The organism is Bradyrhizobium canariense (assembly GCF_018130465.1).
GTDB lineage: Bacteria > Pseudomonadota > Alphaproteobacteria > Rhizobiales > Xanthobacteraceae > Bradyrhizobium > Bradyrhizobium canariense_C.
Genome location: NZ_JAFCKJ010000002.1, coordinates 21,341 through 36,361, shown reverse-complemented (window position 1 = coordinate 36,361; position 15,021 = coordinate 21,341). Strand labels below are relative to the sequence as shown.

At 65.2% G+C, this 15,021-nt stretch carries 14 protein-coding genes; 3 read left to right on the top strand and 11 right to left on the bottom strand.

The features are described from left to right. Window positions 1-64: 64 nt before the first annotated feature. Entirely contained in the window at window positions 65-472 is a 408-nt protein-coding gene (locus tag JQ591_RS04465) for a F0F1 ATP synthase subunit epsilon (protein ID WP_211394844.1), read from the top strand. A gap of 152 nt (window positions 473-624) precedes the next feature. Then, window positions 625-2,208, top strand: a complete 1,584-nt coding sequence (locus JQ591_RS04460) for an adenylate/guanylate cyclase domain-containing protein (protein ID WP_211394843.1) — start codon at window positions 625-627, stop codon at window positions 2,206-2,208. 34 nt (window positions 2,209-2,242) lie between these two features. Here the strand turns inward: JQ591_RS04460 and JQ591_RS04455 are convergent, their stop codons facing one another. The 10 genes from JQ591_RS04455 to proB form a co-directional block, all read right to left on the bottom strand. Continuing rightward, complete coding sequence (locus JQ591_RS04455; RefSeq protein ID WP_211394842.1) at window positions 2,243-2,743, bottom strand: RNA pyrophosphohydrolase; 501 nt, start codon at window positions 2,741-2,743, stop codon at window positions 2,243-2,245. 63 nt (window positions 2,744-2,806) lie between these two features. Further along, a complete protein-coding gene (locus tag JQ591_RS04450; protein ID WP_211394841.1) occupies window positions 2,807-3,310 on the bottom strand; it encodes an RNA pyrophosphohydrolase in 504 nt (167 codons plus the stop codon). A 75-nt stretch (window positions 3,311-3,385) separates the two neighbouring features. Then, complete coding sequence (locus JQ591_RS04445) at window positions 3,386-4,612, bottom strand: divergent polysaccharide deacetylase family protein (RefSeq protein ID WP_211394840.1); 1,227 nt, start codon at window positions 4,610-4,612, stop codon at window positions 3,386-3,388. A 144-nt stretch (window positions 4,613-4,756) separates the two neighbouring features. Continuing rightward, a complete protein-coding gene (locus tag JQ591_RS04440; protein ID WP_106945582.1) occupies window positions 4,757-6,115 on the bottom strand; it encodes a S41 family peptidase in 1,359 nt (452 codons plus the stop codon). Beyond that, a complete protein-coding gene (locus tag JQ591_RS04435; RefSeq protein WP_211394839.1) occupies window positions 6,112-7,458 on the bottom strand; it encodes a murein hydrolase activator EnvC family protein in 1,347 nt (448 codons plus the stop codon). Before JQ591_RS04435 ends, JQ591_RS04440 begins: the two co-directional genes overlap by 4 nt. Before the next feature lie 33 nt (window positions 7,459-7,491). Continuing rightward, a complete protein-coding gene (gene rlmH / locus JQ591_RS04430) occupies window positions 7,492-7,974 on the bottom strand; it encodes a 23S rRNA (pseudouridine(1915)-N(3))-methyltransferase RlmH (protein WP_211394838.1) in 483 nt (160 codons plus the stop codon). 95 nt (window positions 7,975-8,069) lie between these two features. Further along, entirely contained in the window at window positions 8,070-8,426 is a 357-nt protein-coding gene (gene rsfS, locus JQ591_RS04425; protein ID WP_007604366.1) for a ribosome silencing factor, read from the bottom strand. Window positions 8,427-8,664: 238 nt separating this feature from the next. Next, on the bottom strand, window positions 8,665-9,309 hold the full coding sequence (locus JQ591_RS04420) for a nicotinate-nucleotide adenylyltransferase (protein WP_211394837.1): 645 nt from the start codon (window positions 9,307-9,309) through the stop codon (window positions 8,665-8,667). A gap of 20 nt (window positions 9,310-9,329) precedes the next feature. Continuing rightward, complete coding sequence (locus JQ591_RS04415; RefSeq protein ID WP_211394836.1) at window positions 9,330-10,625, bottom strand: glutamate-5-semialdehyde dehydrogenase; 1,296 nt, start codon at window positions 10,623-10,625, stop codon at window positions 9,330-9,332. Between the two features lie 148 nt (window positions 10,626-10,773). Continuing rightward, the gene (proB, locus tag JQ591_RS04410; RefSeq protein ID WP_211394835.1) at window positions 10,774-11,895 is read right to left on the bottom strand and encodes a glutamate 5-kinase; all 1,122 of its coding nucleotides are present in this window, start codon (window positions 11,893-11,895) and stop codon (window positions 10,774-10,776) included. 166 nt (window positions 11,896-12,061) lie between these two features. On the opposite strand from proB, the gene JQ591_RS04405 reads away from it, so the two are divergent. Next, window positions 12,062-13,027 (top strand): Bug family tripartite tricarboxylate transporter substrate binding protein, encoded by a 966-nt coding sequence (locus JQ591_RS04405; protein ID WP_211394834.1) that lies wholly within the window; start codon window positions 12,062-12,064, stop codon window positions 13,025-13,027. Between the two features lie 221 nt (window positions 13,028-13,248). On the opposite strand, the gene JQ591_RS04400 is transcribed toward JQ591_RS04405, so the two are convergent. Further along, the gene (locus JQ591_RS04400; protein WP_211394833.1) at window positions 13,249-14,883 is read right to left on the bottom strand and encodes an alkaline phosphatase family protein; all 1,635 of its coding nucleotides are present in this window, start codon (window positions 14,881-14,883) and stop codon (window positions 13,249-13,251) included. Window positions 14,884-15,021: the final 138 nt, after the last annotated feature.

Genomic DNA, 15,021 nt, shown 5'->3' with positions numbered 1-15,021 from the left:
TAGCGAATAGTCTCGCTGCTCCCGCTCCATTCGCTATTCGCTACTCACCATTCGCAGGTTTCCAATGGCCACCTTCCACTTCGATCTCGTCTCGCCGGAAAAGCTCGCCTTCTCGGGCGAGGTCGACCAGGTCGATATCCCCGGCGTCGAGGGTGACTTCGGCGTGCTGGCGGGACATGCGCCGGTCGTGGCCGCGATCCGGCCCGGCATTCTCACCGTGACCACCGGCGGCAAGCACGAGAAGATCATCGTGCTCGGCGGTATTGCCGAAGTTTCCGAAAAGGGCCTGACCGTGCTCGCCGACGTCGCGACGTCGCTGGCTGAGCTCGACCGCGCCCAGTTCGCCGCGACCGTCTCGGAGATGGAAGAGGGATTGAAGGAGCACGAAGGCAACGAGCTCGATCAAGCCATCGCACGGCTCGACCACTTCAAGAGCATCCAGCAGCAGCTCAGCAGTACGGCTATGCACTAAGCCCCGGTGCACCGCGCCGGGGCCCGAACTGAAAATTCCTGAATAAGTTCAGCGCTCGTCACGAAAGTGGCGGGCGCTGAAACTTTGTTGCACCGCGCCGCCGATAGCGGCATTCTGCGCTCGCGAATTTTGTTCCCGAGGGCCGGTCGCAGATGAAACGCAAGATCGCAGCGATTTTCGCAGCCGATATTGCCGGTTACTCACGACTGGTCGCGGAAGACGAAGAGGAGACGCTGCGGCGTCTCGCCTCCTATCGCGAGGTCGTCGACGACTTCATCGCCAAGGCCGGCGGACGCATCTTCAACACTGCGGGCGACGCCGTGCTCGCGGAATTTCCAAGCGCAGTCGATGCGGTGCGCTGCGCGATCGACATCCAGGAATCGCTGCGAACCCGCAACATGGCGTATCCGCCGAGCCGGCAGATGTCGTTCCGCATCGGTATCACCATCGGCGACGTGGTCGAGCGCGACGGCGACCTGCTCGGTGACGGCGTCAATATCGCCGCCCGGCTCGAGGGCCTCGCCGAGGTCGGCGGCATCTGCGTCTCCCGCGCCGTGCACGAGCAGGTCGCCAACAAGCTGTCGGTGCAGTTCGCCGATATCGGCGCGCAGGAGGTCAAGAATATCCCGACGCCGGTGCACGCCTACATGGTGGCGATGCGGCGCGGGGACGGCAGTTACGCGACGCCGCAGATCAAGAGGGTGGCGAAGGCCGCGGCCGCGCCGAACTGGATGTGGCCGCTGGTGGTGGGTGTCGTCTCCGTCGTCGCCATCGGCGTCGGCGGCTTCCTCTATTTCGCCAAGCTCGAGACCACCAAGGCGCCGGCGATCGCAGCGACCGCGCCAAGCCCGTCACCCACCATGGCGGCGAAAGCGCCGATGCCCATGCCGGCACCGTCCGCCGCGCCGATGGCCGGCAAGTTTCCTGCCGACAGCGTGCCCTTCATCAACGAGCGCGTCCGCAACTACCTGGCGGGCGATTATTCCGCTGCCGGCGACTACAAGGCGTTCGCGCTCAATGTCGGCGGTTTCACCGGCTCGGCGTTGAACCTGCCGAACGAGGAAGCCGCGCGCAACGCCGCGCTCGATCAGTGCCAGAAGCGCGCCGATGCCGCGCAGTCGCCGCGGCGCTGCGAGCTCTATGCGGTCGGCAACAATGTCGTCTACACGCGCGGCAAGCCCCCAATGCCGCCGCAACCGTTCGTCCGGCATGATGCCATGACCGAGCGCGCCTTCGCCTCGAAAGACTTTCCGATGGTGCGCGATCCCGCCAAGGTCCGGCTCGAGAACATGTTCGTGCCCGCGGCAAAATCCCGCTCGGTCGCGCTCGGCCCGGGCGGTCAATATTTCATGGTGATGGGCGCATCATCCGCCGACGATGCCGCGCGGCGTTCGCTGGAATCGTGCGGCGCGATCGCCGGCGTCGCCTGCCTGGTCGTTGCGGTCGACGAGAATTTCGTCGTGCCGATCCCGACCCTGCTCAGGATCACCGGCTTCTTCCACGCGGCGTCCAATGCCTCGATCGTCGCAGATGCGCGCGACGAGGTCGTGCGCAAGCTCGCCGACGGCATGGGCTGGAACGCAGTCGCGGTCGGCACCGCGGGCCGACCGGGGCTCGGCCTGAAGGCCGCCGACGAGCAGTCCGCCGTCAATTCCGCGCTCGCCGACTGCGCCAAGCACGACAGCGATTGTCACGTCATCGCGATCGGCCCGTTCACGGTGGGCCCGATCAATTAGGGCTGAAAATGGCTCTGGGGTTGTTTTCGCGTTTTTAGTTTGCGAAGGGCGCAAACTGCTGCGCCACTGCGCTGTAGACGTGGCGGCGGAACGGCACCACGACATCGGCGACGCGGTCGAGCCGCTCCCAGCGCCAGGCGTCGAACTCCGCGGGCTGGTCGTTGCGCGGCGTCAGCGGATCGATCTCGTCATCCTTGCCGGTGAAGCGCAGCGCGAACCATTTTTGGCGCTGACCGCGGAATTTCGCCAGCCGATGCGTCTGCGGCCCGTCATAGGGCGGGAATTCGTAGGTCAGCCAGTCGGTCTCGCCGAGATAGGTTGCGCTCTTGACGCTGGTCTCCTCCCAGAGCTCGCGCAGCGCGGCATCGCGCAGGTCCTCGCCCTCATCGACGCCGCCCTGCGGCATCTGCCAGTCCAGACCCGGCAGGATGATCTCGGGTCCGTCGCCCTTGAAGCGGTGGCCGATCAGCACGCGGCCATCGGCGTTGAACAGCGCGATTCCGACATTGGGACGGTAGGGCTTTTCATTGGTCACGCGTGGATCTCTCGTCGTCATTCCAGGCGATGCATTAGCATCAACCTGGAATGGCGACTTGAACTAATCCTCCGCCAGCGCGGAAAATTCCTTCACCACGCGCTCGTAGACCGGGCGCTTGAACGGGATGATCAGCCCGGTCAGGTTCTTCATCGGCTCCCAGCGCCAGCTCACGAACTCGGCCTTGTGACCGCCGCCGGGCTTTTCGACGTTGATCTCGCTGTCCTTGCCGGTGAAGCGGACCGCGAACCATTTCTGGCGCTGGCCGCGGTAGCGGCCCTTCCAGGCGCGCCCGGCGACCGTGCGCGGAATGTCGTAAGTGAGCCAGTCCGGAACCTCGCCGAGCCGCTCGACCGAACGCACGCTGGTCTCCTCATAGAGCTCGCGCTTGGCGGCCTCCCAATTGTCCTCGCCGGGATCGACGCCGCCCTGCGGCATCTGCCAGACATGGGCGTCGTCGACATGCTCGATGCCGCCGGCGCGGCGGCCGATGAACACCAGACCCTCAGTGTTGATCAGCATCACACCGACGCAAGTCCGGTAGGGCAGATCTTCATAACGCGCCATTCCGCCAGACCTCTTGCATGCTGTCGGTAAGGCTCGAGCAGGCCCCGCGGGCCTGTGCCGTACCAATCCGTTGATTTAGCTGGATTTTGATTTCAGCATCGCGGTTGTCAATGGCACCAAAAGGATACCTCGGTCGCCCAATGTCTTGGTCCAGGCGCCGATGCGCTCGATCGAGACCGGGAGGGCGGAGGCGGTGCCCACGGCCACGCCGCGCTCGCGCGCCGCCGCTTCGAGCTTGTTCAGGGCGCGGTCGATCTCGGCCGGGGTCGGCACCGCGTCGATCGCGATGTCGCCCTTGCCGAACGGCATCGCCTGGCTGGCGGCGGCCTGCGGCGCGATGCTGCGGGGCGAGGAGCCGTCGTCGAAGAAGCCAAGGCCGCGCTTGGCCGCCTCGCGGATGATCGGCTGCATCGCCGGCTCTGTTGCGATGAAGCGGGCACCCATGAAATTGGTGAGGCCGGCATAGCCCTGCATCCGGCTCAGGTGCCAGTACAGGCGGTCCATGTTCTGGTCGGCACTCAGCGAGGTCAGCAGCGTCTGCGGTCCCGGATCGTTGTCGGGGAAGTCGTAGGGCTCCATCGGGATCTGGAGGAAGATCTCGTGGCGCTGGGTGCGGGCCCGCTCGGCGAGTTTTCCTGGATCGGAACCATAAGGCGTGAAGGCCAGCGTCACCGCCGGCGGCAGCCGCATGATGGCATCGGTGGTCTTGGCAGCGCCGACGCCGAGGCCGCCGATCAGGATCGCGACCACCGGCATCTTGGCGGCCTTGGCGCGGTCGGCATCCGCCGCATAGACGTTGAACGGCTTCAGATCCCCGGCAATCACGGGGATCATGCCGTAGCGCGATTTCTCAAGGAGTTTTGGGTCGATCCCGGCCATGACCGGCGGCGGTGCGGAGGCCGAGGCCGCCTCGCCCTTGCCGGCGGTATCGCCGCCGATCACCACGTCGTGGCGCGTGCCGGTGGAACCGTCGATCATGGTGACGGTCTTCTGCTCGCCCGCCTGCTTCGGCGCCTCCTTGGTCTCGAGCTTGCTGTCCTGCTTGCTGTCGTGGCCGGCCGCGGCGGGCTTGTCGTCGCCGGCCTTGTCTGCGGCATTGGGCTCGCGGATCGCGAGCCGCGTCATCGGCTCGCCGCCGAGCGGATCCTTGTTGAAGATGGCGAAGCCGGCAAAGGCGACCAGGAACAGGCCGAGCAGGACCGCGAGCATCTGCATGGCCGTGAACGGCAGCCGCAGCCGGCGTTTCCGGCGCGGCTTATCCTGTCCGAGCGGGGCGCTCAGATCATCGGCCGTTTCAGTCATGCGCGATCCCGAATCACTCACCAATGACGATACCACGCCGAGGTCAAGCGGCGGCAGGCCGGGATAGGCCGGGGATATCAGGAGTTCCAAGCAAAAAGGGCGGCTCCGGGAGCCGCCCTTTTCGTCAGATCGCGATACGCCGACCTAGTTCGCCGCTTTGGGCTTGTCGGTCGTGGCCTTGTTGTCGCCGCCCGGCGTGGGCGCCGCGGAGGCGCTGTTCTTGATGCCGTGAAGCAGGTCGTCGGCGAGCTTGAGCGCCTTGTCGTCCTTGGCGTCCGGCGGAACGTAGGATTGCGAGCCGGTCTTCTCGTCACCGTCGTTCTTGAGATGGCCGCGCAGCGAAGCTTCGCCCTTGGTGTCGGTGCGCGACTTCAGCTCGTCCGGCACGTCCTGCAGCACTTCGATGTCGGGCACGATGCCCTTGGCCTGGATCGACTTGCCCGACGGCGTGTAGTAGCGCGCCGTGGTCAGACGCAGCGCGCCGTTGCCCGAGCCGAGCGGAATGATGGTCTGCACCGAGCCCTTGCCGAACGAGCGTGTGCCGACGATGGTCGCACGCTTGTGGTCCTGCAGCGCGCCGGCGACGATCTCCGACGCCGAAGCCGAGCCGCCGTTGACCAGCACGATGACCGGCTTGCCCTTGGTGAGGTCGCCCGTATGCGCGGTACGGCGCTGGGTCTCCTCGGCATTGCGGCCGCGGGTCGAGACGATCTCGCCCTTCTCCAGGAAGGAGTCGGAGACGGTGACCGCTTCCTCGAGCAGGCCGCCCGGGTTGTTGCGGAGGTCGATGACGTAGCCCTTCAGCTTGTCGCCGATCTGATTCGAGAGGTTGGCGACCTCGCGCTTCAGGCCTTCGGTGGTCTGCTCGTTGAAGGTGGTGATGCGGATATAGGCGATGTCGTCGGCCTCGATGCGGGCGCGCACCGAGCGGACGCGGATGTTGTCGCGCACCAGCGTGACGTCGATCGGGTTGTCCTGGCCCTTGCGGATGATCTTGAGCTTGATCTTGGTGTTGACGGGGCCGCGCATCTTCTCGACCGCCTGGTTCAGGGTCAGGCCCTGCACCGCCTCGTCGTCGAGATTGGTGATGATGTCGTTGGCCATGACGCCGGCGCGCGAGGCCGGGGTGTCGTCGATCGGCGAGACCACCTTGATCAGGCCGTCTTCCATCGTGACTTCGATGCCGAGGCCGCCGAACTCACCGCGGGTCTGCACCTGCATGTCGCGGAAGCTCTTGGCGTCCATGTAGCTCGAATGCGGATCGAGACCGGTGAGCATGCCGCTGATCGCGGATTCGATCAGCTTGGTGTCGTCGGGCTTCTCGACATAGTCCGAGCGCACGCGCTCGAAGACGTCGCCGAACAGGTTGAGCTGGCGATAGGTGTCCGCGGTGGCGGCTCGCGCGCTGGAGCCCATGAAGACCGCGCGCGGTTGGGTCACGAACAGCGTCAGCGCCGCACCGGTGGCCGCGCTGAGGAGGATAACTGAAGTCTTGCGCATCATCCGCGAACCTTCTCGCCTTCATTTGCGGCCCACCATGGGCCTGGATCGATTGGAGTGCCGTCTTTGCGGAACTCGACATACAGAACAGGTTGACTCGCGTTCGTGGCGAGAATGGAGGCGACTTGAGAGGTCGACCCCATGGTTGCGACAGGCTCCCCCGTGAGCACAAACTGTCCGATGTTTACCGAAATGCGCTCCATCCCGGCGATCAGGACATGATACCCGCCCCCGGCATTGAGGATCAAGAGTTGTCCATAGCTGCGGAACGGTCCGGCATAGACCACCCAGCCATCACACGGCGTCGTGACCTGGGAGCCGGGCCTGGTCGCCAGCGAAATGCCCTTCTGGACCCCGCCGAGCCCGTCGGAACCGCCGAAATCCCTGATCTTGTTACCGTTAACCGGAAGAGGCAGCAGACCCTTGGCCGCGGCGAAGGCCATCGCAGGGGTGGTCCGGGAACGATCCTTGAAAGCGCCGGGACCGGTCTTGGCGCTGGCGGCCGCGTTTGCAGCCGCCTTGGCCTCGGCCTGCTTCGCGGCCTCGGCCGCCTTCTCAGCCGCCTTGGCGGCGCTTTGCAGATCCTGCTCCATCTTGGCGATCAGCCCCTGGAGATCGCCAACCTGTCTTGAGAGCGCGACGGCACGCGAGTTCTCGGCGTCGAGGTCCTTTTCGCGCGACGCCTGCTGGCGCTGCCGCTCGTCGACCAAAGCGGTCAGTCGGGTCTGGTCGTTGCGGACCTTGTCGCGGTCGGAGGCAAGCTGGTCGCGCTCGGTCGCGATGGTCTTGCGCAGGGCCACGAGCTCGCCGAGCTCGCCCGCGATCTTCTCGGCACGGCCGCGCAATTCCGGCACGACGGCGCCGAGCAGCATCGCCGTGCGCAACGATTGCAGGGCATCCTCGGGCCGCACCAGGAGCGCCGGCGGCGTCCGCCTTCCGGCGCGCTGCAAGGCCGCCAACACCTCGACGATGTCGGCGCGACGCGAATCGAGCGAGCCGCGCATCGCCTGCTCGCGGCCGTTCAGCGATCGCAGCCGCGCCTCGGCCTCGTCGATCTTGGTCTCGACGGCGCGCACATTGGCGGCGGTGTCGATCAACTGTTGATTGAGCTGGGTGCGGTCCTGGCCGAGCGAGGTGATCTCGGCCTTGAGCTTGGCCTGCGCTTCCTCCGCGCTCTTCTTGCTTGCGCGCGCGGCTTCGAGCTCCTGTTCGCGCTGCTTGATCGCATCGGGCGCGACGGCTGCAGTCTGTGGCGCAGGCGTCTGAGCTTGCGCGAGGCTTGCGCCCAAGACGCTTGAGCCCAAGACGCCAGCGATCAGCAGCAGGTTGAGAATGGGCGCTCGCATCGCTTTATGCAAAGGTGCTCGTTGTGGCGCGGATCACGCGCGGTGATAGGGGTGGCCGGCCAGAATGGTGGCGGCCCGATAAAGCTGTTCCAGAAGCATGACGCGGACCATTTGGTGCGGCCAGGTCGCAGAGCCGAACGCGATCGCGAGCTTGGCCTTACGGCGCAATTCGGGCGAAAGTCCGTCCGCCCCTCCGATCATGAAGATAGTATGACCGGCACCCTCGTCGCGCCAGCGGCCGAGATGCCGTGCGAATACGGTCGAATCCAGATTCTGGCCGCGCTCGTCCAGCGCCACCAGGATCGATTTTTCGGGAATATGCGCGGAGATCGCCGCAGCCTCTTCGGCCATCCGCGTCGCCGTATCGCGCGCGCGGCTTTCGGGCAATTCGTGGATGGCGAGCTCGCGGAATCCGAGCTTGCGGCCGGCCTCGTCGAACCGCTCGAAATAGCGGTCGGCAAGCTCCCGCTCGGGGCCCTGCTTCAGCCGGCCCACCGCGATGACGGCTATGCGCATGATATCTTCAGGGTCGCGTTTTCTAAACCGCGCGCGATATGCGCGCGCACGACGCTAGCATGCGCGTCAGCCGATTCGAAATCGGCCAGTAGCCTCTAGATCGCCTTCGCCGCCCCTGGGCCCTGCGTGTACAATCTCTCGAGACTGTAGAACTCGCGGACCTCGGGTCTGAACACGTGCACGATCACATCGCCGGAATCGATCAGCACCCAGTCGCAATTGGGCAAGCCCTCGACGTGGATGTTCTTGATGCCGTTTTCCTTGAGGCCCTTGGCGACGTTCTCCGCGATCGCGCCGACGTGCCGGTTGGCCCGGCCGGTGGTGACGATCATATAGTCGGAGTAGGCCGATTTGCCGCGAAGGTCGATGGTAACCGTCTCTTCCGCCTTCATGTCATCGAGGCGGGAGAGGATCAGGCTCAGCGTCTTGTCGGCGTCGGGTTGCGCCTTCAAGGCCGCAGCTTTGGTCGATGTTTTACGCGTAGGCTTGGCAACCTTGGGTAAAACAGACTTCGGTGAAGCCGTCTTGGGTGATGCTGTCTTGGACAATACAGATGTGGTCAGGGACCATTCCTTTCACTGTATCGCGAACGCCGAATCCGGCGCTCACTGGTTACACTACATCATGTGGGGTTAAGGGTTTCAATATGCCAGACAGCCCGAAGTCCGCATGGCGTCCGCACAATCTGACTCACTTCGTACCTTTCCAGCTTCCGTCCGGGTTCCGTAGGCCGGTCGAAGAGAGATTGAGCTTCATTCCCGTCAGGAACACCCAGGCCGGCGCGGCCCGGTCCGCAAGCAATGCGGCCTCATTCTCGGGCAAGCGGTAGCGCCTGAGCGCCTGGGCGGCGGGTGAGGCGAGGGCACGAAAACTCTGTGGCGGGCGATCGATGACCGCAATCGGCACCTGGCCGGCGATGCGCCGCCAGTGCTGCCAGCGATGGAATTGAGCGAGGTTGTCGGCGCCCATAATCCAGACAAAGCGCAAGCCGCTGAGGCGGCGGCGCAAGGTGTTGATCGTGTCGATGGTATAGCGCGTGCGAATGACGGATTCGAGACAGCTCACCTCGATCCGCGGGTCGTCGGCAACGTCGCGCGCCGCCTGCATGCGCTCGCCGAGCTCATGCAGCGTGCCGTTCTCCTTCAGCGGATTGCCCGGCGTCACCAGCCACCATACGCGATCGAGCTGAAGGCGTTTCAGCGCGAACTGGCTGATCGCGCGATGGGCCTGGTGCGGCGGATTGAACGAGCCGCCGAGCAGGCCGATGCGCATGCCCGAGGTGTGGGTTGGTATGGCCTGCGCGAAGAAGCGTGGCGCGACGAAATTGTTGCTCAATGCCCCGCGCCCTGCGTCGTCTACGGCCGCGTCTGCCCGGTGCCGTGAACGCGATATTTGAAGCTCGTCAGCTGCTCGGCGCCGACCGGGCCGCGGGCATGGAATCTGCCCGTGGCGATGCCGATCTCGGCGCCGAAGCCGAACTCGCCGCCGTCGGCGAACTGCGTCGAGGCGTTGTGCAGCACGATCGCGGAATCGACCTCGCTCAGGAATTTCTTCGCAGCGGTCTCATCCGCGCTCACGATCGCATCGGTATGGTGCGAGCCGTGGTTCTGGATATGCGCGATCGCGCCGTCGACGCCATCCACCACCTTGGCCGCGATGATCGCCTCGAGATATTCAGTGTCCCAATCGTCCTGGCTCGCGGGTTTGACGCGCGCATCGGTCTTCTGCACGGCGTCGTCGCCGCGCACTTCGCAGCCGGCCTCGATCAGCATCTCGACCAGCGGCTTCAGGTTCTTGGCAGCCGCAGCGCGATCGACCAGCAGCGTCTCGGCGGCGCCGCAGACGCCGGTGCGGCGCATCTTGGCGTTGAGCACGATCGACTTCGCCATGGCGAGGTCCGCGCTGCCGTCGATGTAGACGTGATTGACGCCTTCGAGATGCGCGAACACCGGCACGCGCGCTTCCTGCTCGACGCGCGCGACGAGGCTCTTGCCTCCGCGCGGCACGATCACGTCGACGGCGCCGTTCAATCCCGACAGCATCATGCCGACCGCCGCGCGGTCGCGCGTCGGCACCAGCGTGATCGCAGCCTCGGGGAGGCCCGCTTCGCGCAGGCCCTGCACCAGGCATTCATGGATCGCGCGGCAGGAGCGGAAACTGTCGGAGCCGCCGCGCAGGATCACGGCATTGCCCGACTTCAGGCACAGCACGCCGGCGTCCGCCGCAACGTTCGGCCGGCTCTCGAAGATCACGCCGACGACGCCGAGCGGCACGCGCACGCGCTCGATGGTCATGCCGTTCGGCCGTTGCCAGCTCTCGGTGACGATACCGACCGGATCGGCAATGCCGCGCACGATGCCGATGCCCTCGGCCATGCCCTCGACCCGCGCCGGCGTCAGCGTCAGGCGGTCGATGAAAGAGGAGGTGGCATTGCCGGAGGCGCGGGCATCAGTGACGTCCTCGGCATTGGCGGCAAGGATCGTAGCTGCATTGTTGCGGATCGCCCGCTCCATGGCCTCGAGCGCCCGGTTCTTCTGCTCCGGCGGCGCCAGCGCCAGCACACGCGCGGCAGCGCGGGCACGGGTACCGAGATCGGTCATCAGCGCCTGAAGATCGGCATTGCCGTCAACGGCTTTGAGGGGGGCGGCCATGGGGAGTTCAACCTTCTGCTAAGGCAGTGTCCTAGCACGGAAATCCCGCTTTTGCGAAGGGTCGGGAGGGTATGGCTGGTCTCCCCGGCCGCACGGGGGCTAGGTCTTTGGCCTACCAAGTCTCTCGGAAAAAGGACCGCTGCGGCCCTTACCCGCCCACCACCAGATCATCCCGGTGGATCATCTCCGCCCGCCCGCTGATGCCGAGGATGGTCATCACGTCCGGGGAAGAGCGGCCCTTGATCCGCTCGGCGTCGTCGGCGTCATAGGCGATCAGGCCGCGGCCGATCTCGCTGGTGTCGGGGCCACGCACGATCACGGCATCGCCGCGGGCGAACTGGCCCTCGACCTTGATCACGCCGGCCGGCAGCAGGCTGGCGCCGGCGCGCAGCGCCGTGACGGCGCCGGCATCGATGGTCAGTGTGCCCTTCGGCTCCAGCGTGCCTGCGATCCAGCGTTTTCGCGACGTGATGGGATTGGCGGGCGTCAGGAACCAGGTGCAGCGCCCGCCGTCGGCGATCGCCTGCAAGGGATGCTCGATCTTGCCGGAGGCGATCAGCATATGCGTGCCGCCGGTCGTGGCGATCTTGGCGGCCTCGACCTTGGTGCGCATGCCGCCGCGCGAGAGTTCGGACTCGGCGTCGCCTGCGACAGCCTCGATCTCCGAGGAGATGCTGTCCACCACCGGAATGAGCTTGGCGTTCGGGTTGTTCTTCGGCGGAGCGTCGTAGAGCCCGTCGATGTCGGACAGCAGCACCAGCAGGTCCGCACTCGCCATGGTGGCGACGCGCGCGGCGAGGCGGTCATTGTCGCCGTAGCGGATCTCGTTGGTGGCGACCGTGTCGTTCTCGTTGATCACGGGGATCGCGCGCCACTCCAGCAGCTTGCCGATGGTGGAGCGCGCGTTGAGATAGCGGCGGCGCTCCTCGGTGTCCTGCAGCGTCACCAGGATCTGGCCGGCGCCGATGCCGTGGGCGCCAAGCACCTCCGACCAGATTCGCGCCAGCGCGATCTGACCGACGGCTGCGGCCGCCTGGCTCTCCTCCAGCTTCAGCGGGCCGCGCGGCAATTTCAGGCGGCTGCGGCCGAGCGCGATCGAGCCGGAGGAGACGACGAGCACGTCACGCCCTTCGCGATGCAGCTTGGCCATGTCGTCGGCGAGCGCGGCAAGCCAGGACGCCCGCACCTCGCCCTTGTCGGAATCGACCAGCAGCGCGGAGCCGACCTTGACGACGATGCGGCGGAATTGACTGAGTTCGGGGCTGGCCATGTGTGTAGGTGGTGTGTGTATGTGCTGGAGAGCGGCGCCGGTAAGGCCTGCTTTTGCAGCAGGACGATGGCCGGCGCAAGGCGGCAGGCCCGGTAAACGGCGCTTGTCCGGAACGCCCGTCTGGCTCTAACTGTCGCCAACCAGAATGGGCTCAAAGAGGAAACCAATGGATCGCCGCAACTTCATCGCCGGATGCCTCGGGTTACCGCTGTTGGCGCAAGCGGACGGGTCGCAAGCGCAGGCCGGGCTGACGAAGATGATCTTCCCGTTCGCGGCGGGAGCGGGCGGCGACACGCTGTGCCGGCTGATCGCGCAGGAGATGGCGCCGGCGCTGCAGCGGACCATCGTGGTCGAGAACCGCACCGGCGGCGACGGTCTGATCGGCATCAAGGCGGTGAAAGGGGCCAGCCCCGACGGCAGCATGGTGCTGGTGACGACCGGGCCCACGATGTACCTGCTGCCGATGGTGGAGACGACCCCGAGCTTCGATACCGCAAAGGATTTCGTCCCGGTCTCGCTGCTGGCGCGGTTCGAGTTCGCCGTCGTGATCAATCCGACGATCGATGCCGCGGATTTCAAGGGATTTGTCGCCTGGCTGAAGGCCCATCCGGACAAGGCGTCGTTCGGTGTGCCGAGCAACGGCACCATCCCGCATTTCATGGGCTCCAAGCTCGAGAAGGACCTCGGCATTCCCATGACGCGCGTGCCCTATCGGGGCAGCGCGCCCATCCTCAACGACATCATCGGCGGTCATATCTCCTTCGGGATCACGACTCTGGCCGACGCGCTACCGCAGCATCGCGCCAAGGGCGTGAAGATCATCGCGGTCGCGAGCACGGAACGCTCGCCCTTTGCCTTGGAGGTGCCGACCTTGAAGGAGAGCGGCATCGATCTCGTCGCGGACGCCTGGTACGGCATGTGGCTTCCCGCCGGCAGCTCGCCGGAATTCGCGAGCAAGCTCGGCGCGGCCGCAAGCGCCGCACTCGCCAAGCCCGAGGTGAAGGAGAAGCTGACGGCGATCGGGCTGATTCCGGTCGGCTCGACTGCGGAAGGTCTGACGACGGAGCTCGCCGCCAACACCGAGTTCTGGCAACCGATCGTGAAGGCGACGGGGTACAAGATCGAGAATTGAGGTCCGGGGAATGAACTGTTTGAAAATCGATGAAGAAGGTGTCGAACTCCGAGTTAGTAAGGATGAATTATTGATGCTCAACAATGCGTTGAATGAGATCTGTAACGGATGAAGACGAATTTCAAACGCGACTAGCGTTCGAGCGGAGAGACCTTCGCGCGTTGCTGGCTCAAGTCAGTGAACTGCTGTCGTAAACCTGAAAGTGAGCCACTGCTGCTCACTCAGAGCTTCGCGCGCTGGGCGATGCCGTCCTTGATCGACGCCAGCTCCGCTTCATCCCAGATGCCGATCAGGATGCCGCCCTTCACCTGGAGCTGGTTGTCGGCATAGGCGGCGATCTTCTCGCGCGGCGTGGTGATGTGGTCGTTGGGATGCAGCGCCCAGTCGAACAGCTCGGCCTGCAGTCGCGCGATGATGCCGGCGCATTCGGGATCGTCGCCGCGATCCAGAAACTCTTCCGGATCGGTTTCGAGGTCGTACAGCATCGGGCGGAATCCGGACGCGTGGATATATTTCCAGCGGCCGTCGAACACCATGAACAGGCGGCAGCGTTCGATCGGCTGGTTCAGCTTCAGCCGCACGTCCTGCATGACATAATCGTATTCGGAGAACGCCACCTTGCGCCAATCCGGCGGGCTCTCGCCGCGCAGCAGCGGCAGCAACGAGCGCCCTTCGAGGATGTGGCCCGGCACCTTGCCGCCGAAATAATCGACGAAGGTCGGCGCAAGATCGATGGCTTCGACCAGCGCATCGTTGCGCGTGCCGCGCGTGGCGTCGGCTTCCTTGGAGGGATCGATGACGATGAGCGGGATCTTCGCCGACTGCTCGTGGAACAGATCCTTCTCGCCCATCCAGTGATCGCCGAGATAATCGCCGTGATCGGAGGTGAACACGATCATGGTGGTGTCCAGCAGGCCGCGCGCCTCCAAGAAGTTCATCAGCACGCCCATCTGGTCGTCGATTTGGGTGATCAGGCCCATATAGGTCGGGATCACCTTTTCGCGGGCATCGTCGCGCGCCATGTTGCGGGAGTAGCGCATGTCCATATAGGCGCCGAACACCGGATGCGGATTTTGCCGCTCGCGCTCGGAGCGGATCACCGGAATCATGTCCGATGTCGAATACATGCTGGCGTAAGGTTCGGGCGCGATGTAGGGCCAGTGCGGCTTGATGTAGGACAGATGCAGGCACCACGGCCTGCCGTCGGTCTCGGCCTCGCCGATGAAGTCCATCGCGCGGCGCGTCATGTAGGGCGTCTCGGAATGCTCGTCCGGCACGCGCGCGGCCTTGTCGGCATGCACGAGCAGCCAGCCGTTCTGGAGCGAGCCGTCCTCGGCCGCACCTGAATTGGCCCAATGCTCCCAGGGATTGGGCGCATCAAAACCCTGCTGGCGCAGATATTCGTCGTATTTCGGACGCGGCCGCCCCGTGGGATGCAGGCCGTCGTCACGCTCATAGGGCTCGAAGCCGCATTCGGCGACGTGCACGCCGATCATCGATTCCGGCGGGATGCCGAGCGCCTTCATGCCTTCGAGATCGGGCGCCATGTGGGTCTTGCCGACCAGCACGTTGCGCACGCCGATCTTTTTCAGGTGATCGCCGAGCGTGGGCTCGCCGACGCGCAGCGGCCAGCCGTTCCAGTGCGAGCCGTGCGAGCGCATGTAGCGCCCGGTGTAGAACGACATCCGCGACGGGCCGCAGATCGGGGACTGCACATAGGCCTTGCTGAAGAGCACGCCGCGCCTCGCCATGGCGTCGATGTTCGGCGTCTTCAGCGTGGGATGGCCGGTGCAGCCGAGATAGTCATAGCGAAGCTGGTCGCACATGATCCAGAGAACGTTCTTCGCGCGCGCCATGAATCATCCCTGCCGTTTCTTGATTGTTCGATGCTGCGCTATCGGAACGCCGGTGACAACCTCTCCAACGTCGTCCCGGCGAAGGCCGGGACCCATACTCCTCAGCAGAAGTTATGACGCGAGATGGCAATGACCAAT